24 protein-coding genes are annotated in these 21,491 nt (G+C 46.9%); 6 read left to right on the plus strand and 18 right to left on the minus strand.

Features of this window, described 5'->3' with window-relative positions; all coding sequences use genetic code 11:
* Positions 1-72 precede the first annotated feature (72 nt).
* Both MHI45_RS05320 and MHI45_RS05325 read left to right on the plus strand, forming a co-directional pair.
* Complete coding sequence (locus MHI45_RS05320; protein WP_076112464.1) at positions 73-882, plus strand: alpha/beta fold hydrolase; 810 nt, start codon at positions 73-75, stop codon at positions 880-882.
* A 29-nt stretch (positions 883-911) separates the two neighbouring features.
* The gene (locus MHI45_RS05325; protein ID WP_076112490.1) at positions 912-1,715 is read left to right on the plus strand and encodes a lipase family protein; all 804 of its coding nucleotides are present in this window, start codon (positions 912-914) and stop codon (positions 1,713-1,715) included.
* A gap of 28 nt (positions 1,716-1,743) precedes the next feature.
* Here the strand turns inward: MHI45_RS05325 and MHI45_RS05330 are convergent, their stop codons facing one another.
* Positions 1,744-2,244, minus strand: a complete 501-nt coding sequence (locus MHI45_RS05330; protein WP_076112463.1) for a hypothetical protein — start codon at positions 2,242-2,244, stop codon at positions 1,744-1,746.
* A gap of 172 nt (positions 2,245-2,416) precedes the next feature.
* Here MHI45_RS05330 and MHI45_RS05335 point away from each other — a divergent pair, with 172 nt between their 5' ends.
* From MHI45_RS05335 to MHI45_RS05345, 3 genes are all read left to right on the plus strand, one after another.
* The gene (locus MHI45_RS05335) at positions 2,417-4,057 is read left to right on the plus strand and encodes an AraC family transcriptional regulator (RefSeq protein WP_076112462.1); all 1,641 of its coding nucleotides are present in this window, start codon (positions 2,417-2,419) and stop codon (positions 4,055-4,057) included.
* A 127-nt stretch (positions 4,058-4,184) separates the two neighbouring features.
* Positions 4,185-5,186 (plus strand): ABC transporter substrate-binding protein, encoded by a 1,002-nt coding sequence (locus MHI45_RS05340; protein ID WP_076112461.1) that lies wholly within the window; start codon positions 4,185-4,187, stop codon positions 5,184-5,186.
* A gap of 26 nt (positions 5,187-5,212) precedes the next feature.
* Positions 5,213-5,986, plus strand: a complete 774-nt coding sequence (locus MHI45_RS05345; RefSeq protein WP_076112460.1) for a (2Fe-2S)-binding protein — start codon at positions 5,213-5,215, stop codon at positions 5,984-5,986.
* Between the two features lie 9 nt (positions 5,987-5,995).
* Here MHI45_RS05345 and MHI45_RS05350 read toward each other — a convergent pair whose 3' ends face one another.
* From MHI45_RS05350 to MHI45_RS05370, 5 genes are all read right to left on the minus strand, one after another.
* Entirely contained in the window at positions 5,996-6,391 is a 396-nt protein-coding gene (locus tag MHI45_RS05350; protein ID WP_076112459.1) for a hypothetical protein, read from the minus strand.
* Positions 6,392-6,439: 48 nt separating this feature from the next.
* A complete protein-coding gene (locus tag MHI45_RS05355) occupies positions 6,440-7,342 on the minus strand; it encodes a sensor histidine kinase (RefSeq protein WP_076112458.1) in 903 nt (300 codons plus the stop codon).
* A 27-nt stretch (positions 7,343-7,369) separates the two neighbouring features.
* Positions 7,370-8,107, minus strand: a complete 738-nt coding sequence (locus MHI45_RS05360; protein WP_076112457.1) for a hypothetical protein — start codon at positions 8,105-8,107, stop codon at positions 7,370-7,372.
* Positions 8,100-9,023, minus strand: a complete 924-nt coding sequence (locus MHI45_RS05365; protein WP_076112456.1) for an ABC transporter ATP-binding protein — start codon at positions 9,021-9,023, stop codon at positions 8,100-8,102. Before MHI45_RS05365 ends, MHI45_RS05360 begins: the two co-directional genes overlap by 8 nt.
* Before the next feature lie 90 nt (positions 9,024-9,113).
* Positions 9,114-9,812 carry a response regulator transcription factor gene (locus tag MHI45_RS05370; protein ID WP_076112455.1) on the minus strand — a complete coding sequence of 233 codons (699 nt, stop codon included), beginning with the start codon at positions 9,810-9,812 and terminating at the stop codon, positions 9,114-9,116.
* 135 nt (positions 9,813-9,947) lie between these two features.
* On the opposite strand from MHI45_RS05370, the gene MHI45_RS05375 reads away from it, so the two are divergent.
* Complete coding sequence (locus tag MHI45_RS05375) at positions 9,948-10,502, plus strand: SMI1/KNR4 family protein (protein WP_076112454.1); 555 nt, start codon at positions 9,948-9,950, stop codon at positions 10,500-10,502.
* Between the two features lie 95 nt (positions 10,503-10,597).
* Here the strand turns inward: MHI45_RS05375 and MHI45_RS05380 are convergent, their stop codons facing one another.
* From MHI45_RS05380 to MHI45_RS05435, 12 genes are all read right to left on the minus strand, one after another.
* Entirely contained in the window at positions 10,598-11,023 is a 426-nt protein-coding gene (locus MHI45_RS05380) for a GNAT family N-acetyltransferase (RefSeq protein ID WP_076112453.1), read from the minus strand.
* A 15-nt stretch (positions 11,024-11,038) separates the two neighbouring features.
* Complete coding sequence (locus tag MHI45_RS05385; protein ID WP_076112452.1) at positions 11,039-11,797, minus strand: amino acid ABC transporter ATP-binding protein; 759 nt, start codon at positions 11,795-11,797, stop codon at positions 11,039-11,041.
* Positions 11,790-12,530: an amino acid ABC transporter permease gene (locus tag MHI45_RS05390; protein ID WP_076112451.1), complete on the minus strand. Its 741-nt coding sequence runs from the start codon at positions 12,528-12,530 to the stop codon at positions 11,790-11,792. The genes MHI45_RS05385 and MHI45_RS05390 overlap by 8 nt, the downstream gene beginning before the upstream one ends.
* Before the next feature lie 11 nt (positions 12,531-12,541).
* Positions 12,542-13,405: a transporter substrate-binding domain-containing protein gene (locus MHI45_RS05395; RefSeq protein WP_179091799.1), complete on the minus strand. Its 864-nt coding sequence runs from the start codon at positions 13,403-13,405 to the stop codon at positions 12,542-12,544.
* Positions 13,406-13,443: 38 nt separating this feature from the next.
* Positions 13,444-14,454, minus strand: coding sequence for a glutathione S-transferase C-terminal domain-containing protein (locus tag MHI45_RS05400; protein WP_076112450.1), 1,011 nt, complete (start codon positions 14,452-14,454; stop codon positions 13,444-13,446).
* Positions 14,455-14,486: 32 nt separating this feature from the next.
* Positions 14,487-15,446, minus strand: coding sequence for a glutathione S-transferase family protein (locus MHI45_RS05405; RefSeq protein ID WP_076112449.1), 960 nt, complete (start codon positions 15,444-15,446; stop codon positions 14,487-14,489).
* 22 nt (positions 15,447-15,468) lie between these two features.
* Positions 15,469-16,443 (minus strand): glutathione S-transferase family protein, encoded by a 975-nt coding sequence (locus MHI45_RS05410; protein WP_076112448.1) that lies wholly within the window; start codon positions 16,441-16,443, stop codon positions 15,469-15,471.
* Between the two features lie 16 nt (positions 16,444-16,459).
* Positions 16,460-16,894, minus strand: a complete 435-nt coding sequence (locus tag MHI45_RS05415) for a GNAT family N-acetyltransferase (protein WP_076112447.1) — start codon at positions 16,892-16,894, stop codon at positions 16,460-16,462.
* 171 nt (positions 16,895-17,065) lie between these two features.
* Positions 17,066-17,458: a hypothetical protein gene (locus MHI45_RS05420; protein WP_341118917.1), complete on the minus strand. Its 393-nt coding sequence runs from the start codon at positions 17,456-17,458 to the stop codon at positions 17,066-17,068.
* Between the two features lie 76 nt (positions 17,459-17,534).
* The gene (locus MHI45_RS05425) at positions 17,535-17,801 is read right to left on the minus strand and encodes a zinc ribbon domain-containing protein (RefSeq protein WP_052092171.1); all 267 of its coding nucleotides are present in this window, start codon (positions 17,799-17,801) and stop codon (positions 17,535-17,537) included.
* Positions 17,802-18,003: 202 nt separating this feature from the next.
* Positions 18,004-20,346 (minus strand): helix-turn-helix domain-containing protein, encoded by a 2,343-nt coding sequence (locus MHI45_RS05430; RefSeq protein ID WP_256718181.1) that lies wholly within the window; start codon positions 20,344-20,346, stop codon positions 18,004-18,006.
* On the minus strand, positions 20,313-21,491 hold the full coding sequence (locus tag MHI45_RS05435; protein ID WP_038594011.1) for an MFS transporter: 1,179 nt from the start codon (positions 21,489-21,491) through the stop codon (positions 20,313-20,315). The genes MHI45_RS05430 and MHI45_RS05435 overlap by 34 nt, the downstream gene beginning before the upstream one ends.

The raw sequence follows: 21,491 nt of genomic DNA on the forward strand, positions 1-21,491 counted from the left end.
TAGGCACTTAACCCAATCAGCTGAATAATATGTCTTGAAAAGACAAATTAACGGATGAATGAGGGAAGCCTAATGGAACATTGGATTAGAGTAGAACCGCAGGTGAATGTATATGTAAATGATATCAACCCGCTAGGCAGGAAAACGATATTGTTCATCCATGGCTGGCCTGCGAACCACAAGATGTTTGAATATCAGTACAATCGTCTGGTGCCCATGGGATATCGCTGTATCGGAATGGATATGCGGGGATTCGGCAATTCGGATAAACCTCTGAGCGGATACGACTACAATCGGTTAGCGGATGATATCCGGTGTGTTATCGGCGCTTTAGGGCTTCGGGACATTACACTCGCGGGACACTCCACCGGAGGAGCTGTAACTATACGTTATATGGCCCGCCACAACGGGTATGGGGTGTCCAAACTTGCGCTTTTCGCCTCAGCTGCTCCCAGCCTGATTCAGCGGCCCGGTTTTCCTTATGGCACCACAAAAGAAGCTATAGATCAGATCATTCAAGCGACCTATGAGGATCGGCCCAAGATGCTGCGTGACTTCGGAGAACAATTCTTCTATCAAAAAGTATCGCAACCGTTCTCGGACTGGTTCTTCCAATTAGGACTGCAGGCAGCAAGCTGGTCCACTATAGCCGTCTCCAACGCCTGGCTCGCCGAAGTATTATTTCAGGATCTCCCAAAAATACAGGTCCCTACTTTGATTCTTCATGGCATCCATGATCAAGTTTGTTACTACCCTTTGGCTGTGGTGCAGCATCAAGGGATAAAGAATTCTGTGCTTGTGCCATTCGAGAATAGCGGCCACGGATTGTTCTATGACGAACGCGAAAAATTCAACCGGGAGCTGTCCAGGTTTGTCGGGTAGCCTAAATAAGAAAGAAGGGCGGGATGCAGATGGGCAGCAATAAGGGTTATGAGCAATGGGCGATTTTTCTGGCTGCTGTCTGCGGACAGACCTATGCGCAATTTTCGAATACGGATGGTTCGTTCGCCGTGCCGGCGAATTATTCGGTCAATCATGTAATCAAGGCGAAATCCTTGGGCCATGTATGGGAAAACTTCGGGTTTATTATGGAATCTCCACAGGAGATAATTATTGCTTTTCGGGGAACCAGCTCGACAACCAATTGGATCTCGGACATCATCGCCTCACAGAGAAAATTCAAATATATTAAGGAAGATTGCCTTACCCATCGCGGCTTCACAGACATCTATTCTTCGGCCCGTGAAGGAATTCTCTCAGCACTGTCCAAGATCGAACCCGGCAAGACATTATACATTACAGGCCACAGCCTCGGTGCAGCACTTGCGACAATGTGTGCAGTCGATCTGAGTGCCAATACGGATTACCGCTCACCTTATCTATTCACTTATGGGTCACCCCGTGTAGGCGATCCGGCCTTTGCAAAAGTATGTACAAGGTATGTTCCGAACAGCTACCGCATTGCCAATCCTTTTGACGTCGTGACCTACACTCCACCCTCTATCTACAAGCTGCCTAAGCGGGAAAAAAGGTACTATTACAGTCATGTCCAGACCCTCAACCCGCAGTCTTTCCAGAATGGTGCTGTTGCTCTCAATCACATTATTGGAAGTTATTTCACAGCGCTCTCCAAGCTTCAGCCGGAGTTTACCGAACAATTATGTCAGGCGAATCCCGGTTTCTGCCCGCTCATTGAAGTGAAAGTGCCAAACTAATTCAGGCCGCTATCCAGGAATTGGCGCCTTATTGTATCCATTCCATCAAGTACAACCGTTGCTTATCCACGTTAAGGATGACGATACAGTAACTGCCGTCCTCTTTCTTTTTGTAATAATAATAATCACCTGCGCCATACTCCGTCGGGTAGTTCTTATAAAGTTTACCGTATTTAGCAATCTCTTTCTGGGTCACTGGAATAATTGATTGTGTGAACTGCAAGACTTCTCCTTCCAGGGAATGCCTTGATTCTTCATTTATTGGCTGCCAAAGTGCCTGGTCTTGTACCTTTGCCAGTTGTTCTTCGTTATAATTCAGAACAAAGTATCCTTCTCCATCCCCATGAAAACTCGGTTCACTTTCATATACAACTACTAGCTCTGCTGGTTTGGGGATCGTTATTCCCCACTTGCTACTCCACTTATCATAGTTTGCGGTATCCTTGTCATACATTTTATAACCCACACCTATACCGATAACGATAAAAAAAATGACGCCACTCCATATGGCCACTGTCTTCCTTCGCATTGTTGCTTCCTCCTGCCTTGGGTCCCCCCCGAAATAGTTGCTCCACTTTCAAAAGTAAATATTTGTAATTATACCTTGATTGGTTGTTGTTTGCACTCTCCTGTCCAATTGCGGTGATAATGATTGTGAGCTAGAATGTTCTTTAATTAGCCATAGAGGTGGTGATTTTTACTTGCTTAATCCGAATAAGCACATAGTTAATAAATCGTATATTCCATTAGATAATTTATCCTTTAAACTTCGGGAGATTATTCATATCAAGTGCAATCCGGACGAATGGGAAATAAAGCTTCAGTTCATCGAATCGCACCAGCTTCTTATCGCGGCAAGCGGTCAGGGGTGGCTGAACGTTGACGGACAGTTCATCGAAATGCGGGAGGGCAACATGTATGTGTGCACACCCGGCCAATTGATTCAAGCCGTGGCACACTCGTTTGATGAACGCGGATTCTATCATTTGCGGTTCGATGTCATTGAGGATGATAAATCAACAGTTGATCCTATGCAGATGGTTAAGCGGGACAGTGTGTTCCCGGTAAAAGGTGAGGTTGCCGCCTCTTCTCCAGTCTCTGTTAACGCATTGTGCGAAAGCATTTGTAACTACCTTCAAAGCGAAGATCAATTGAAACGGTTTCGCAGCCACATTCTCTTTCAAGAGCTTCTGTATCATATCTTGCAGGATGCTCATGTTGTACAGGCAAAGGATTCGGATGCAGCACTTGAATATGTGAAAACCTACATAGAGCAGCATTATCAAGAGGAGTTGTCGATTGAGCAATTGGCCAAGGTGGCGGGAGTCAGCTCCCGCCACTTCATGAGGTTATTCAAGAAAAGATACGGCTGCAGTGCGATCGACTATTTGGCAGCCTTCCGGATCACGCAGGCGCAGCAGCTTATGAGGACAGGAGGAGAATACCGGCTCAAGGATATTGCCCGGCATGTGGGATACCCTGATGATCTTTATTTCCGGCGCAAATTCAAACAGATATCAGGACTCCCGCCAGCCGCATTTATGAGAAACAGCAAGCAAAAAATTGCCGCTTATCACGGGTCGAGCATCGGTCAGTTGCTCCCGCTTCAAGTCACCCCTAGTGCTGCACCATCCGATCATCCCTGGGCAAATTATTATCAGCGAAAATACCAAACGGATCTTGTTCTGCCGCTGAGTACGGATCATTCATTGAAAAGGGACGAGCTTAAGCTCGCTGAGCCTGATTTTATTATCGGAATCGACAGCTTCGTATCTGCCGAGGAGCAGACAAGGATCAGGCAAATCGCACCTGCATTTTTCGTACCCTGGATTGACAACGACTGGCGTGGACATTTGCGCTTGATTGCACAATTTCTGGACAAAACAGCTATAGCAGAAACCTGGCTTGGTAACTATGAGCGCAAAGCCCATTTTGTAAGAGAACAGATTAAGAACACGATCGGAGAAGAAAATCTTCTCATCCTTAGAATCACTGGAGACCGCTACCATGTTCTGGGCTGTAGGAGCCTGGACGCTGTGTTCTACGACGATCTGCATCTTGTCCCCGCTCGCGGTGTCGATCGTATGAATCCGAATCAGCAGCTGACCCCAGATGAGTTAACGGATTTCTGCCCAGATCGGATATTGCTTATCCTGGACGAAGACCCGCTGTCCCAATCAAGTTGGCGGGATCTTATGCGCTCAGCATCTTGGCGGGAGCTAAAAGCAGTCAGGAACGGGCATGTCGACTTCCTTCCCACATATCCTTGGGTAGAGTATACGGCTTTCACACATGATCTCATCCTCGACGAAGCCCTCAAGCTGTGGCGTAATCGTGCATAAAAAAATGTCGTTATCGTCAATATGCCGAAACTACAAAATCATTTATACTCCATCTATGTGATAATGATAATCAATCTTATTGCGAGGTTGTCATTGGCAAATTAGTTTATAAGAGGAGTATCGGCGAATGAAAAGAAATAAAATAATGATCACGGGACTAGTTATCCTATTGTTAATAATGCTGAGCACGGCATGTGCGGGCAAAAACACAGGATCAGATAATTCCGGCACGGCATCCGGAGACTCTGCTGAAACAAGCGCAAGTGCATCCGATAATAAGCAGCGTGTTGTAAAAAGTACAAACGGAGACATCCGAATTCCTACAGAACCTAAAAGGGTTATTGGTCTTTCAGTCGTGTATCCCGAGTTCTTATATGCTCTTGGTGTGACACCGGTTGCCGTTCAGAATTACCATCAGGATTTCCCTTCTTATTTAGAAGAAGGATTAAAAGATGCATTGAAAACCGGGATTGCCGAAACCCCTAACTTTGAAGCCATATTGTCTGCTAAACCGGACCTCATTATTGCACCCGTGTGGTGGTCCGAAAAGGATTATGAGCAGCTTTCCAAAATTGCACCAACCGTGCTTTTGCCACAACGGGATCATTGGCGTGAGGAATTACTCGATATTGCTGAGGTTCTAGACAAGAAGGAACAAGCTGAGCAGGTCATTGAAGATTTGCACCAGCAAGAAGCCGACGCCAAGGCTAAACTAGATACTCTTGTTGGCAACGAAACTGTAATGTATATGATGATTATGGCAGATCAACTGATTATTTATGGAGAAAATATCGATCGGGGCAGCTTCATCCATAAAGTGTTAGGCTTGTCACCCGTTAAGGAATTCCCGCAAAATGAAAAGAGCATTTCGATTTCATTAGAGAAAATCCCCGATTATAATCCTGATCATATCATTCTGCAGCTTGATGACGAGTCCAACGAAAAAGTTCAGAACAGGTATAAAGAAATGCTGGACAGCTCGCTCTGGAAAAATATGACGGCCGTGAAGAAAAACCAGATATACATGATGAATGGCAAAGAATGGTTCAATCTGGGGATGTCTCCTTTGGCAGACAGTAGTGCAATTAACGATGTACTTGATGCGTTTGAGAAGAAAGGGAATGAGTAAGGTGACGGTGACAGGTGGTGGAGCGGATGGACTTTAAGCAATTGGAAGACAAGTATTTCCTGACCCTGCATGAGCCTTGCAATACCATACTTGCTATGTCAGCATATGATTTACTCCAAGCAGGACATACGTTACTCCTGCTCGATACTTACGGTCCTTATATCAAGTCAGGAGAACGCTCGACCACTGCCGTTTTTTTCTGTACCTGGCTTGGTGAGCTGTGTGCTGCTATGCAGCACATGTTGTTTTGCGGCGAAGAAACCATATTGGAATTGTCATTACGGAATATATCTGTACAATTGTATGATGCAGACACCCAGTACCCTTTGTTTTCATTTAAGATAAACGAAATAAGGCGTATTGAAATTCCGACTGTAGACCGGGAAGCGTGGAGTACGAAGGTACTCCATTCCTTTTACAACGATCTTGTTAGACCGCTAATCGAAATTTTGTCTGCAGTGGCTCAAATAAACGTCATGCAGTTATGGGGGCAAATCACCAATACGTTGTACTCTCGAATGGAAGAGGAACTTGCCGGAGCTTCGTCCATGGAAAGCAGGCTTCAAATCAGTAATCATTATAATATCCTGAAGCAGGGTATCGATCCCAAAGCCTTCGGGCTTCGCAGTAATCCGTTTGATGTGAAGCTGCGGTACATTGAAGACCCGGCTCAAAGCAAACAGAGACTCTTGCTTAAGACAGCCTGCTGCCTTGCTTATCGCTTGGATACCGGGTTCGGATATTGCGATACTTGTCCGCGATTGAATGCAAAGGATCGGGCAGCAAGGTTCCCATCCTGATGTTGCCCTTCACCCTTCCACTAACCCATAAAATCTCAAATCTCCGTCTTTAGTTTCCGCGATGAATATATCGCTCCGTTCCTTGACGCTGTAGATCTTTGTCCCAATGGATAATTGATTGGCCGTGCCATTCTTAAATTCCTTGCCATCTCCGGACTGTTCAATAATTTCCGTTACATACTGATCTTTATGAAGTTCTAATTCATCCACCCATGGAATCCCAGAGTTATAAATGATATCCGAGAACATAAAGATGTTCGCATTGGAATTGTCAGACAGAACATCTTCCGCAGTTGGATTGGATGTGCTCCATTCCCGGCTGACTGAACTTTTGTTGGAATTACAACCAGCTATAACAAACATGAAAATGATGGTGAACCATAGGATTGCAATCCGTTTGTTCATTTTGTCCTCCCCTGAGCTGCTAAAGTATTGGGTGCGGCTCCCTTTCTGTCATTCTCCAAACGTAAGAACCAATTGAAACTCCCCATCTTCAAGTGCGGCGCCAAGGCTCCCCCCCTGCTTCTCTACCAGTTGTTTCACGATGGACAAGCCGAGGCCCAGTTGGCCGCTTGCTCTGGAGTGATCACTGGTATAGGTTCGCTCGAACAGCTTGGGAAGATCCTGTTCGTGGATATGATCGGTGTCATTCGCAAAAATAATCATTACTTTGTGATCCTCTGTAAATAAAGAAATTGTAAGCCGGTTTTTGGCATACCTAAGCACGTTCTGCAGCACATTGGAGAAAATTCGGATCATGGCTTTCTCATCCAGCCAGATCGTCCGCACCGCTTCATCCAAGTTCAGCTGAACTTCAATGTTCTTCTGCACAAGGTCCGTATGGAACGCGAGAATTACTTCGCTCAACAAGCTGTACAGATAGAGGGGCTGCATATCCATAGGATAGTCCCCGGACTCCAGACTGGACAATTCATAGAACGACTCCACAATGTTGTTCATCACCGTCATTTTATGCAGAATAATGTCCAGGTACTCCTGCCGCTCCGCTATTGGGATTGCCGGGTCCTTCAGCAGATTGGCGTAGCCTTGCATTGAAGTAAGAGGTGTCCGCAAATCGTGAGAAATGTTGGCGATTTCCTGCTTGATTGCAAGCTCTCTCGATTGATGGGTCACTTGTTCTTTCCTGCGCTGATCGAGCTGCCGGTTAATGGCAACCACCAGCTGCTCCATCTCACGTCCCGGCAAAGGCAGCTTTACGTTCAGGTGCTGCGTGGGAGGATGGTCTACTTCTGCCAGCTGTTTTCGTACTTGCATAATGCTCCGCCGCTGCAGTATATAGGGAATAAGAAACAAAGCAGCCGTTAAGGCAGCCGTTATGACGAGAGCTAGATGCATGTTCCTTATCCCCTCCTGGACCTATAGTCAGAACTCTTCTTTCTTGAACAGATATAGCCCTAGCGTATAAAAGACCAGCGTATAGACCGCCCCCACTGCCCACGGTTCCCAGGCTGCATAGCCCATATCTTCATAGGCATTGAGCAAATAATAAGCGGGTCCATGACTATGCAGCCACGCTGCCCATGTAAATCTGCCTTGGAGGTAACCCAGAATATAATGTGGCAGGAAATAGATGAGCAGGTAGGCGATGAGCAGCTGTGCATTTTTCTTCATGATGGCAGCAAGACAGTAGTAGGTTGTGATTCCTGCAATCATGAGGGGCAGCATGTTAACCAGCATCCTCATATATTCCGTGAGTGCATGATCAACATTGCGAACCATCAGGGTAGTTCCCAGAAGCAAGGACACTCCCACCAGTACAAGAGCGAACAAGAAGAACCCTGCCATTGTAATCAGCAGTTTGGCTGTATAGATGGTTTGCCTGCTGTAGCCATAAGCTACCGTATTCTTAAGCACATTCTTATTGTCGCCCATAACGATCAGCGGAAAGATGAAGAGCAATACGAACACAACCGACATCATGCTTAGGACATTGCGGTAGAAGAATCGTTCATTCCCGTAGGGGAAATTAGGCTCTGACTGCTGAAAGGCATACAGGGTGACAGCCGCGCCAACCATTAGCAGGATATAGAGCAAGCCGGATAAATAATAGTTTCGGGTCCGGACGAAACGATACTGCTCGCTTTTCATCAGATTAAGCATCACGTTCACCTCCCAGCAGACTCAGGTAGTATTCTTCCAGGTCTCCTCCCGTGACATTTATCGAAAATACACCGATACCCTGACTATAGAGTACCCGGTTAATTTGATCGGTCTTGTCCATACCGCCAAACAGCTGAATGTGATGATCCGGCAGGATTCGATAAGGGATGTCCGGGAAGTGCTTTTCCAGAATCGGAGCGGCTTTACCGCTGTCATTCACAACCAGCTCGACGGTTTTTCTGGTTTTGTTCAGCAGTTCCTCTGCCGTCAGCTGCTCAACAATCCGTCCCTGATCCATAAAAACATACCGGGTAGCCACGCTCTGTAATTCAGATAACACATGACTTGAGATTAAGATCGTCACCTTTTTTTCCTCATTCAAGGTCTGAATAAGCTGACGGATCTCCGCCTTCCCTTCCGGATCCAAACCATTAGTAGGTTCATCCAGAAGCAGAAATGTCGGATGGGTCATCAGGGCAAGCGCCAGTCCCAGCCGCTGCTTCATCCCGAGGGAAAACGCCTTAAATTTCTTCTTGCCGGTAGTAAGAAGCTTCACTCCCTTAAGGGCTTGATCGATAGAGGTTTTGCCTGCGATGCCCCGCTGCTGGCGGTAATATTCCAGGTTCTGCCTGGCCGTAAAGTCCGGGAAAAATGCAGGCTCTTCAATGAGCGCACCTATTTTCCGGCGTTCCTGCCTAACCTCGGCAGCTTCACTTTTTCCATACAAAGTGATTTTGCCAGCCGTCGGAAAGACCTGTTCGGTAATACATTTGAATAAGGTAGTTTTACCAGCGCCATTTTTACCAATTACTGCGCAAATATCACCTGCAGCAATGTTCAGGTGGATATTCTGGAGTGCGTGTGATTCCCGGTAGGTTTTACTTAGCCCCTCAATCTCCAGTATACAATGCATCATCGTAATGACTCCCTTGCAATTTGATAATTCAATTGTATCCAGGTCACCCTTAATAAGCTTTAAGCAAAACCTTAAGAAACCTTAAAGAAGTTAAGGCAACATTATTTTGAACCCGATACCCCAAACCGTGCGGATATATTCCTCTTCGGTAACCGCGGCGATTTTGGCCCGCAGGTTGCTGATATGTACATTAATGGTGTTGTCGTCTCCAAGATACGTCCCTTGCCAGATATTCCGGTAGATCTCACTTTTCGAGAAAATCTTATCAGGCTTGGACAGGAGCAGCGCCAGAATTTCGAATTCGTATTTGGTTAAAGTCAGTAATTCGCTGTTCAAGGTCACTTCACGCCGCTGCTTGTCCATAATCAGTTCACGTACACGGATAATTTCTTCGCCAGGATTCACCGCATGCACGTATTGTAGACGTCGAAGCTGTGCCTCCACTCTAGCCATAACTTCTTCCTGATCAAAGGGCTTGGTAATATAATCATCCGCACCTAAACGAAGCAGCCCCACCTTGTCCTCCAGTGTGCTTTTTGCAGAAATGACAATGATCGGAACCGTGGATTGTTCCCGGATTTGCGGAATCAACGTTTCTCCAGGCATTCCCGGCAGCATCAAGTCCATCAGCACCAGCTGGTAGGCTTCAAGCGACAGCCGAAGCGACGCTTCACTTCCCGAAAATGCAGAGACGGCAGTAAGTCCTTCGCCCGTAAGCATGCGGCACAGCAGGCGATTGATATCGGCATCATCTTCTATTACGAGTACTTTGATGTTTGAGTCATCCACTTAGGTTACCTCCAGCTACAATTATGGCCAATTCCAGTTCCTTCTCTGGAAACGTAATTTGCATTGGCTCTACTACTCTATTAATCTTAACGTATTCTGACATCATCCGGTAGACCGGACAAGGGGGAATCGTTCATGGAATGGGACAACGTATTCGGAATCAGTTATCAGAAGCAGCCTGGCCTAACGGAAGCAGAGCTGGAGCAATTTATACAGAGCTGGCACAAACCGCTGACGGAGCCGGAAATCGACGAAATCATCAGCCGGCAGCGCAATCCCTTCCCGGTTGCCCATCCGCTGCATGCGCAGTACGCTCCGTTTGACCCCGGCTTATGGTCCATCCCGCACAAAGCGCTGCCTGCAAGTTATCTGGACTTTCTGTGTTATTCCAATGGCGGGGAGTTTGTGAACGGGGAACGCTACTTTCAGTTTTTTAGCGCGGCTGAATTAAGACCCATGCTTCTGGCCTATGAGTTCCCGGAGTATATGCCGGGAGCGGTGCCCTTTGCGATGGACGGAAGCGGCAATCATTACATTTGGAATATGCGCATGGAAAGGGATGCTCTGGAATATCCGATTCTTGTATCCCATTCCGGCAACCTCGGCTACGAGGATTCCATTGTTATTGCGGGATCGTTCCCGGAGTTATGCCACGGAACTACTTCAGTGGACGATGAGCTGCACGGGTAGGGTGCAGGCGGAAGAAATAAAAAGCCTGAAATCGTCCCAGCGCTATGCTAAGACGACTTCAGGCTATACTTACAGCTTCTGTCTGAAACTATTCATCAAATAAAATCCATCTTGATCAGCTGCTCAATATGGGAGGGATGATACATCGCCATGCCCGTCTTCATTCTTCGAAACCCTTGTTCCTCGTACCAGGAAACCGTATTGGGATGGGTATACAGCACGACGTTGCAGCCTGCTGTTTCTTCCAGAATCGCAGCAATGATTTGCTTGCCCAAGCCCCTATGATGGTAGGCTTCATCCACTGCAATGTTATACACTGCCGCTTGCGAAATGCCGTCAGACAACGCTCTGCCACAGCCGATAACCTTGCCGCCAGCCAATACAAATACATTGACAGCACTGTTCTCAAAGGCAGTTTGTGTCTGCGCGGGTGTGAAATCCGTTAAGCCAAAACCATTCAATAACCCGGTTACCTGGGTCCAATCGATATTCCCTCTATCTTTTTGAAAAGTATAGGTCATCTTAAATCCCTCTTCTTAAATCGCAAATTCCGGTTCCTGGTCACGGTAGTAATTGGCAAGAAATTGCTTGGTTCTGTCGGATTTCGGATGTGAAAATACTTCCTCCGGCGTTCCGTCCTCCACGATGATACCTTGATCCAGAAATAGCACTCTTGTAGCTACTTTGCGTACAAAGTTCATCTCATGTGACACCAGCAGCATCGTGTTGCCTTCTTCCGCCGCCTTTTTGATCGTGTCCAGCACTTCGCCGACCAGCTCCGGATCGAGTGCGGAGGTTGGCTCGTCAAACAGCAGGATTTTGGGCATCATCGCGAGCGCCCGGGCAATCGCTACCCGCTGCTGCTGCCCGCCGGATAATTGCTTGGGATAATGATGCACCCGGTCAGAGAGTCCAACTTTGGCAAGATGTTGTTCGGCGATTTTCCGTGCTTCCTCTTTGGGAACCTTCTTCACAACTGTTAATCCTTCCATGACATTTTCAAGCGCCGTCTTTTGGCGGAAAAGATTAAACTGCTGGAATACCATTGCCGTGCTTTTTCTAAGCTCAATCACTTCTTTTTTGGATTTCTTAGCCATATCCACCTTGAGATCATCGATCTTAACCGTACCTTCATCCGGTACCTCCAGAAGATTAATGGATCTTAACAACGTAGATTTCCCTGCGCCTGAAGAACCAATTACTGCGACGACATCTCCTTTGGCAATCGTTAAGTTAATGTGATCGAGGACGATACTTTTATGAAATGATTTGGTGAGTCCGTTAATCTCAATCAAGGATCACATCTCCTTTTCTGCGCCGCAGGCTCTTGTAGTCGATGTCCAGACGTTTCTCGAGCAGCGCAATCGCCTGTTCAATCAGGATCGTCATTGCCCAATAAATTAAAGCCAGCGAGCAATAGGATTCAAAAAACCGGAGATTGTTACCGGCCAGTATCCGTGATTGGGCTGTGATCTCAACGACCGAGCAGACGAACGCCAGAGAAGTGCCTTTCATCAGTCCAATCAGGGCATTGCCTAACGTGGGAAGGGCAACGATAAAAGCCTCCGGAATAATGATCCGTCTCAGCACCTGGCCATACGTCATGCCTAGCGATTGCGCGGCTTCAGTCTGTCCTTTATCCACAGACAATAAGGCCGCCCGGATAATCTCAGAGTTGTACGCAGCTTCATTTAACGATAAGGCAAGCAGTACATAAAATATAGAAGAAATCGAATTCACATTGTAGCTTGTATCATGATAGTAATTGTAATATTTCAGAATCAGCGGAATTCCTGCGTACGATAAATATAACTGAATGAGGATCGGTGTCCCGCGGATGAACGAGATGAACACCACACTAATTTGATACAGTCCGGGTATTCTTTTAATCTTGATAATGGCCAGCAGGAGCCCCAGAAGAAGCCCTACCAGCATGGATATAAGCGTCAGTTCAATCGTCACAGGCAAATATTTAAGCAGCTTCGGAATCAGCGTAAATACGAGCTCAATATCAAATATATTCGGCATGGGTACGTCCTTTATTGAAGTTCTGGTGCAAAATCGCCATTTAAGTATTTTTCGCTGATTTTGGAGATGGTGCCGTCCTTGATCAAAGCTTGGATGCGGCTGTTTACATCCTTCGTCAATTGTTCGCTGTTCTTGCCTTTACTGAGTATCAGGTAGCTGTAAGGAACGCCAATCCGGTCCGTATCTTCCTGTGACAACGGGATGGCTTTCAGCTTCAGGCCAAATTCCTTAATATACAGCTGCAGCATCGCTGCATCAATTAAGTTGAAATCATCTGCGCCGCTCTCCACATTTTGCAGGGTTACGGCAAGCTCAGTGTCTGTGTAGTTCAGAACGACCGGCGTTTTCGCGTGTTCCTTGTTGTATTTCTCCAGAGCGACGGTATAATTCACACTTGGGCTTACGGAGGTCTTCTTGCCTTCCAGATCCGCAAAGGATTTAATATCGTCCCGGTCTTCTGCTACGGCGATCACAAACTGATTTTTAAAGATCGGGTCCGAATAAATGTATTTTTCTTTTCGCTCCGCATTGCTGGCAAAATTGTTGGCGCCAATCTGATAGCGGTCCGAGTCCAGTCCGGCAAAGATCGAAGGGAACTCGGTTTTCTCAATATTAATCTCGTATTGGGGCAATCCTTCAAAGATAGCTTTCACGATCTGAATATCGTAACCGTCAATCTCATTATCATCATTTACATATGAGAAGGGTTTCGGCGCACCGCCTGTAGCTATATTGATTGTCGTTTTTTCCTTGTTAGCAGCATTTGCGCCTGCAGCATTCGCCGAAGAGTTATCTTTTCCGTTGCCGCAGCCGGCCACTCCGGCTAATAATACGATTGACGCCAAACCGAGTCCTAATTTTCTCCATGTTGTCATCTTCATTTCCCCCTATATTTCAACCTTATTAATATGCTTTATTTTTGTGCTCTGAATTTATTCTGCGGATCAGCACTTTTGTCTTGTCTGTTCTGCGGTTCTGACCACAGCCCGTCAAAATCAATCTCATTCCAAAACCGTGTATTATAATCAATAAAGATGGTTTCCTTGTTGCCATTCGATTTAGCCAAGTCCCGCAAATACGTATTGTTCTTAAAGGCCGGAATTTGATATAAATCACGGGCATATCCCCATATATTCTTGAAATCGACAATCCGGTTCCGGATCGGGCCCAGGTTCTTGAAATAGTAGGTATCAAAACGGGCCAAGGTTACAAATAAGCGGACATCTGAATCTGTAACATAGTCCCCGAATAAAAATCGTCTGGACTCTAGTCTCTCCTCGATAGCATCAAACGCCGCATACAGATGATTGAAAGCATCGTTATAGGCTTCCAGTGATTGCGCGAACATGGCCTTATACACGCCGTTATTGACATTATCGAACAAGTAATCGTTGTACTTATCAATTTCTGTTCTTAATTCTGCAGGATACAAATCCGGCGCACCTTCTTTGTGGAAGGGGGCAAATTCATTCTCCAAGTAATTCGTCAGCCAGACGTAATCGTTATTCACAACTTTTTGGGTTGTAATGTCAACTACCGCGGGAACCGTAGGTCTTCCTTTATATTCGGGATCACCGTTTGCGTATAAGGTACTTAGGAACTGCTCACCTAATACGGGGTCGGTATTATTGTCATCGTAGACAAATTCCCACCCGAGATTCACTTCATGTTTTCCGTGTCCCACCAGATTAATGCTGATCACGTCTTCTAAACCGAGTAATTCTCTTACGATTGAGGCACGGTTGGACCAATGGCAGCCTTTCGCCCAGATCAGACGGTAACGTCCGGCTTCAACAGGCAGCTTGCCTTCTCCCTCTCCAAAGGGGGTAGTGAAGTGGTTTTTCTGACGGACAAAAAATCCCTTGTCATCGATTTCATGCTCCGTTTCCTTCGGTCTTATGCGTACATTCGTTTTTTGGGTCATCTACTTTCCCTCGCCATCTATTATTTATTGTTTTACAGCTCAAACTTTTGGGCTCTCCCGTGCTCCGTATGCCAGCCGGTCAGATCTGGTCCTTTGGGCAGGATTTTGGAGAATGTGCGGTTAGGGTCATTGGTGATGGATAAATGATAATGCTTTTTAATGGCTTCAAAATCAGTAGTGTCACCAAAGCCGGGAGTTTGGTATAAATCCCGGGCATATCCCCATAAGTTCGGAAATTCAACCAGACGATTGCGGTTTACTCTGAAAGCTGTGTTATAAGCAATATCAAACCGGGCCAGCGTTACATACAAGCGGACATCTGCATCGGTTAATTGATTGCCGAATAAATATCGCTGCGCCGCCAGCCGCACCTCCAGCTCATCCAGTAATTGAAATACACCGTCAAATGCCTGCTCGTAGGCTTCCTGAGAACGGGCAAACCCCGCTTTATATACCCCATTATTGATGCCGTGGAAAATACGTTCGTTCAGCTCACGGATCTCGGGCTGCAGCACTTCCGGGAATAAATCCGGTGCACCCTCTTTATGAAGTGGTTTCCAGGCGGTCTCCAAGTAGTAAGTCAATTCATGGTAGTCGTTATTGACCACCTTCTTGGAGGCAATATCGACTACAGCCGGAACCGTAGGTCTGCCTGTGTATTCAGGATCACTATTGAAATACACTTCACTGATATAGTGAATTCCCAAGACCGGGTCCACATTCTCTTCATCCAGTGTAAATGCCCAGTCCACCCGATCTATGATTGGCCGCAGCGGGTCCGCAGTGCCAACACTTATGGCATTTTCAAGTCCAAGCAGCTTCCTCACAATAACGGAACGGTGCGCCCAAGGGCAGACTGGAGCCCACAATATCCGGTAACGGCCCGCTTCTACAGGGAGTTCCCCTTCACCGCTGCCAAACGGAGTCGTGAATTGGTTGCCCTGCCGTTTAAAGGCGCCTGTTTGTTCAATTTCCGCAAGCTTGCTTGTCATCCACGTTTCCCTCCTCTTTCGCTTATTGAAATCTGTTTCGGTCATGGGATTCATTCCAAATCGACACATCAGGACCTTTGCCCAGAATTTGATATGGATTTTCTGCATGATTTCCAAGCTGATAACCTCTTTTTATAGCTTCAAAATCTGTGGTGTCCCCGAAGCCCGGTGTCTGATACAAATCCTTGGCATAATTCCAAAGGTTCGGAAAGTCAACGATCCGGTTGCGGTTCGTCCGGAACACAGAGTAATAAGCCACATCAAACCGCGCCAGTGTCACATAGAGCCGGACATCTGCGTCGGTAATTTGATCTCCCAACAAGTACCGCCGGGTTGAAAGTCTTTCTTCCAATTGATCCAGTCTGGCGAACAGGACATCATACGCTTGTTCATAAGCCTGCTGGGATTTGGCAAAGCCGGCTTTGTACACCCCGTTGTTCACTTCATGAAAAAGAATGTCATTCAGCGCATCAATGCCGGTTCTTAATGCTTCCGGATATAGATCAGGCGCCCCCGCTTTATGAAATGGCTTAAAGGCAGTTTCGAAGTAATTGGTTAATCTGAAGTAATCATTATTGACTACCTTTCTCGTAGTTACATCCACTACAGCAGGCACCGTTGCTCTGCCGCTGTATTCCGGATCGGTCTCCGCATAAATTTCAGGCAAGTAACGGATGCCCAGCAGTGGATCAACGCCGCCTTCATCCAATGAGAATTCCCAGCCGTTCTCCGTTCGTACAGGACTCGCAGTCCCCAGGCTTATGACCTCCTGCAAGCCCAGCAATTCACGTACAATTACAGCGCGATGCGCCCAGGGGCAAATTCTTGCCCACAGCAAGCGATAACGTCCTGCCTCAGCGGGCAGCTCGCCCGGTCCCTCGCCAAAAGGAGTAGTAAAGCGGTTTTTCTGGCGGTTAAAGGCCCCATCCTTAGTAATTTCATTGGCATCCTCGTGGTTCACAATATGTGTATCGAGGATTGTATTTTCTTGGGCCATAATGTCCTTCCTCTCTTCAACTGATTTCTTTTTCTGTATACACAATGGGGATCGCGGACTTTATGATGATTTCTGGCCTTGCGATATAGCCTAAGCTCTCATAGAAACCTACCGCTTGTTGTTGACTTGTAATCACAATCTTGTGAATGCCAAGTTCTCTGATCCAGTTCTCCGCAGCATCTATGAGAATCCGGCCATACCCCTTGTTCTGAAATTCCGGAATTACCCCTACCCTGTCAATCTTGGCATACTCTTCTTGGGTTAAATTAATGCGAGCTGTGGCAACCGCAGTTTGGTTCTCCTCCAGCAAGAGATAACAGTACCTCTCCCCATACACTTCATCGAACTCTAATTCTTTGGGAATTCCCTGGCCGTTCACAAAGGTTCGAGTTCTTACTTCATAGACGCCTGCTAGCTGCCAGACAGAATCCACCCTGTAAATTTCCGTCATCTCTCTCCCCCTTGAAATACACTTACATATCCATGTAAGTTAATTGAAATAATACTACTATAATTCCTATCTACTAACTGTGATTAATGTCATTATTAAAAATCAGCATACAAAAAAGGCACTAACGCGGGTTAGTGCCTTTGTAAGCTCTTATGTACCTTGTAGTCAAGTTTATAGCCATCTCTTAAAGCTTTTATGGAATACTTCAATCTGATGCTTTTCTGCCCATGCCTTCAGCGCTTTCATCCCCTGGTCTTCTTTTTCCGCAAAGGAGAAACAGGACTTATACGGTACAAAAACATTTCCATTCGGTTTAATTCCGACTACGGGCTTGAAATACCCTTTAATATACACAGCTTTGGTTTTCTCGGCTTCAATGGTCAAATCTTTTAACATGATTGCACCAGGTTTCAGCTCAATATTCATAATCTGCCTGGCTGTGAAAACACGTTGCAGCAAAACCCCTATGATGGTAAGACAGAAGATACTCCAAACATACGCGAAATAAAGTGAAAAGCTCCCTTCTTCCGATAAATAGAGCATTGAAAAGATCGCAATTCCCATCGACACACATAGCGATATAGTCATCATAAGCTCCGCAGGACGTCTGCCTTTATATACCTCTACCGGGTCCATACCTTCACCTCATTCTTTTAATATCCTTGTTAAACCAATGAATATAACCACAACGGTGACAAGTTAAGGTGTTCGCGGAACGGTTGGCAAAATCAAGGTTCAAAAAACTTAAGAAAGCTGTATTCAGCTGCGCGTATCCATGCTCGAATTTATCATATTGGCAATGAACACATGTGACATAAATTCCATTGGCCTGATAATAACCGGGACCTGTTGATTCCTTAATATTCTTGGCAAACAGCTTAAAGAACCTTTTCGCCTCATTTGGCATAGCAGTTATCCTCCAATTAAACATAGCTTTATATATACATACGCTTCCGTTATTTGGGAAGTTTCGATACTTGCCTCATATAAGTAATCATAACCAGCTGAAGAGCAAGCCTAAGAGTTCATTTTCCCCGGGAAAATATTAAGTCCATGCAAAAGAGGGTCTCCAGCCATTTCTGGCTTGGAACCCCTCTTTTTCAATCTATCTAGTTGTTGCTCTCCTGCGCTCCCGGCTTCATTCGATGTTTGCGGTAATCGCCTGGTGTGACACCGACAACCCGTTTGAACACCCGTCCAAAGGTAATGGAGCTGGTATAGCCGAGCTTTTGGGCAATATCCTGTAAATTATCACTTGTTGTCGCGAGCAAATATTCCGCCCGCTGCATCCGGAGCTGCGTCAGGAAGTCTACGAATTTCATATTAAATTCTTCCTTGAACAGGTGACTGGCATATTTGCCCGAGATTTGAAACCGGTCGCTCAGATGCTTAAGAGATAAATCGGGATTCTCAAAATTCTCCTCAATATATATCTTCATTTCGCTGATCATCGCCCGGTAGCTTTTGGATTCATTCACTGATACATAAATCCGGTAAATTTCAGCGAGCCACTTCAGCATTACGGTTTGAACCTGCGTCAGAGTGGTCTGCGCCTCAATTTCACTATAATATCCCTGCAGGCTGGGTTCTCCGAAAATTCTGCGTAGGCTGTCCGACAGTTGACCCAGCTCACGGTCCAGCATTTGAATCAGCGTGTGCAGCAGCATATGGATATCTTCATCCTTGACCTGATCCTCGCTGAACCAGACAAACAGCTCATCCACCCGCCGCCGCCAGTTCTCATCTGCAATCCGGAATTCCCGCACGATTTCGCCCAGCATCTGCAAAAACTTGTAAGATTGCAGCGTCGACCGGTCCGGAAGGCTGTCACTCAGCACGACCATATCTCTGCCGAGTGACAACTTATGCTGCAGGGCTGTCTCCGCCACCGTGCAGGATTTTGAAATAGCATCCAATCCATCTACAACCGGTCCCACAGCGAACGTCAGCGACAGCCCCAAGTTATCACTCACCCATCTCAGACATCTTTCTGCCAGTATTCTAAGCATGTTTTTGTCCGCACTCAAATCCTCGCTGCAGCCAATCATCAGCCCAATCCGGTTGCCGCTCACCCATTCTGCCCAACCCTGCAAGCCTTCATCGCCCGCAAGCTCCTGGAACAGATTCATGAGCGTCAGTTTGAGCATATTCTGCTCCTTAGCCGGATATTTCTGGCGAAAATCATCGTATTGATTAATTTCAGCGGCAATATAGGCGAATTGCACGGCCCCTACGGCGAAGGGTTTAAACCGCTCCAGCTTGTCCTCCAGGAAAGCGACGCGTTCGCCTTCGATTAAATCCAAAAAAAGCTGACGCCGCTGCACCAGCAGGTTCTCATCATGCTGCTTTTGATAGTCCATCGTTTGATTAATCAGCGTTTCCAGCGCCTGATCAATCAGCACAAGCTCATTCCGTGAAGTGCTGTCGAGACTTTCCTCCCGGAACTGCAGTGCTTGAATCCGGTTCATCATTGCTTTGATCGGCCGGTAGTTTTTGCGGGTGATATACAGAATATAGAGTGTTCCCAGAACAACGGTCAGAACACCGATGATAATCCAGAGGTAAGAAACGACGGACATCCAGGCGAAAAGCTCGCCTGCGCGGATTCCGCTCTCAAAGGTCCAGCCTACATTGTCGGAACGGATTCGGGTAAGCACACTGCCCTCCGGAATATCATTCTCCCGGTGAGCGGCATAGATTAAGTCCCCCTGATCATCCACCACCCGCATGAAGGATACCTGGCCGCCCGTCATATCATCAATCATACGTTCGATCCGGTACATGCTCAGGTTCACAACAATCATACCTTCCGCCCCGAATGGCAGCGGCAGCTGCCTGGACATACTGATGACCTGCACCGTTTGGTCGGAGTTGAAGAGCCGGAGGGGACGGACATCGCTCCAGTTCCGTTCATTGCTGCCCGTCAGAGCCTGATTCAAATAATCACGGTCTGCAAAAACATCCCTGTCCACCAGACCGTTCAGGGTCAGCACTTTTTCGTCCCATTTACGATAGATATAGATGGAATCGATCAGTTGGTTGCGGTAAAGTACTCCCCTCATGTCTTTCACGGAACTGTACAGGCGGGTACGGTCACCTTCGTCGCTCAGCCCGCTCAGAAAATCGCTGTAGCCGTGGTTGGTCTCCATCTCCTGAAGCACGGATAGCTCCACCTCACTTAAAGCATTCTGCAAGGTGTCCACTACATATCCAGTAGAGATCCGGTTGGCCTTATTGGTTTCGCTGCGTGAAAGTTCACCTACAATCAGAAAGGAAAGAAAGATCAGGATCGACACGGTCAGCAAAAAGATCGGGAAATAGGAGAACATCATTCTGCTCGACCAGTTCCGCTTCATATGTACTCCCCGCCCCTCTTGAATGGAATCCGAGAAATGCCGCCTGATGTCTGACATAAAACTCAAGATGACAATTTCGATTTTCGGTTTATCCAATATAACATGCCTGCGCCGATAAGTGCACTAACCGTACAAGCCAAATACATCATCTGCGCGCCTCCGGAATAAAACAAATAGCCGTTCAACAGATTCCCGACGATTCCCCCAAGACCTGAAAATACCATATTGAACACACTTTGACCTGTCGCCTGCATTTTTTTGCCGGAGGCCTGGGCCACATATTCAACAGCCGCAACATAGAACAGCCCGAAGGATAAACCGTGCAGTACTTGAATGCCAACCATGACCGCCGGTACAGGAAACAGCCACTGAATGCCCCAGCGCAGCGCGTAGAAAAACGCAGCCAGCAGCAGGGTGCGTTCATGGCCGATGCTCCTGAGAATTCTGGCCGCGAGCAGCATGGAAGGAATGTTCGTCAACGAGGCGAGCAATAGCGCAGTGCCGACCAGAGAATAGCTGCCTCCGGCATCCTGAAAGGCCAGGACAAAAAATGAATTATACGCAGTAAGCGTCTGGTTCACAAAAAAGCAGGCCACCAGAAACATCAGAAACAGACGGTTCCCCAGCAGCTCCCTGATCCCTTGTGTAAGTGAAATCGCAGAAGCATTCCTTTCGGTACTGCGTGACAATGTCAGAACCGTAGCCGCCCCCGCAAGACTTAAAGCAAGAAACGGCATCCATAGCTGGGATATCCCGAATCTCGACAGATAGAGCCCGCCGGCATAACCGCCCAGCGCTGTACCCAGACTGCCCAGGCTGCGGATCGTCCCATAGGAAGTACGGCCTTTTTGTGCTGCGGAAACCGCATAGGAGTCGGCGACCGGGCTTTGTGTAGACTGAAAGATAATGGATAGGAAATAGGCCATAATAATCACCGCAACATATTTGAATCCGTAGAAAAAGGACAGGCTAGCCGGTACGCATATACTGAGCAGCAGCACCAGCTTCGTCTGGCGGTACCGGTCAACCAAAAGGCCCCAAACCGGCTGTACGATGATAGACAGAAGGGTGCCTATCGACATTAGCACACCGACAAGATTGGCTCCGATACCCTGGTGTACAAACAGGGTGGTCAAATAAGGATTAAACAGACCGCCAGCCAGTCCGGTCAACAAATATAATAAGCGGAGCTTAAGCAGTTCCGTTCTGGCTTCCAATGGTATTATCGCCGTATTCTCCAT

This window comes from Paenibacillus sp. FSL H3-0321, assembly GCF_038002865.1.
Taxonomy (GTDB): domain Bacteria; phylum Bacillota; class Bacilli; order Paenibacillales; family Paenibacillaceae; genus Paenibacillus_AQ.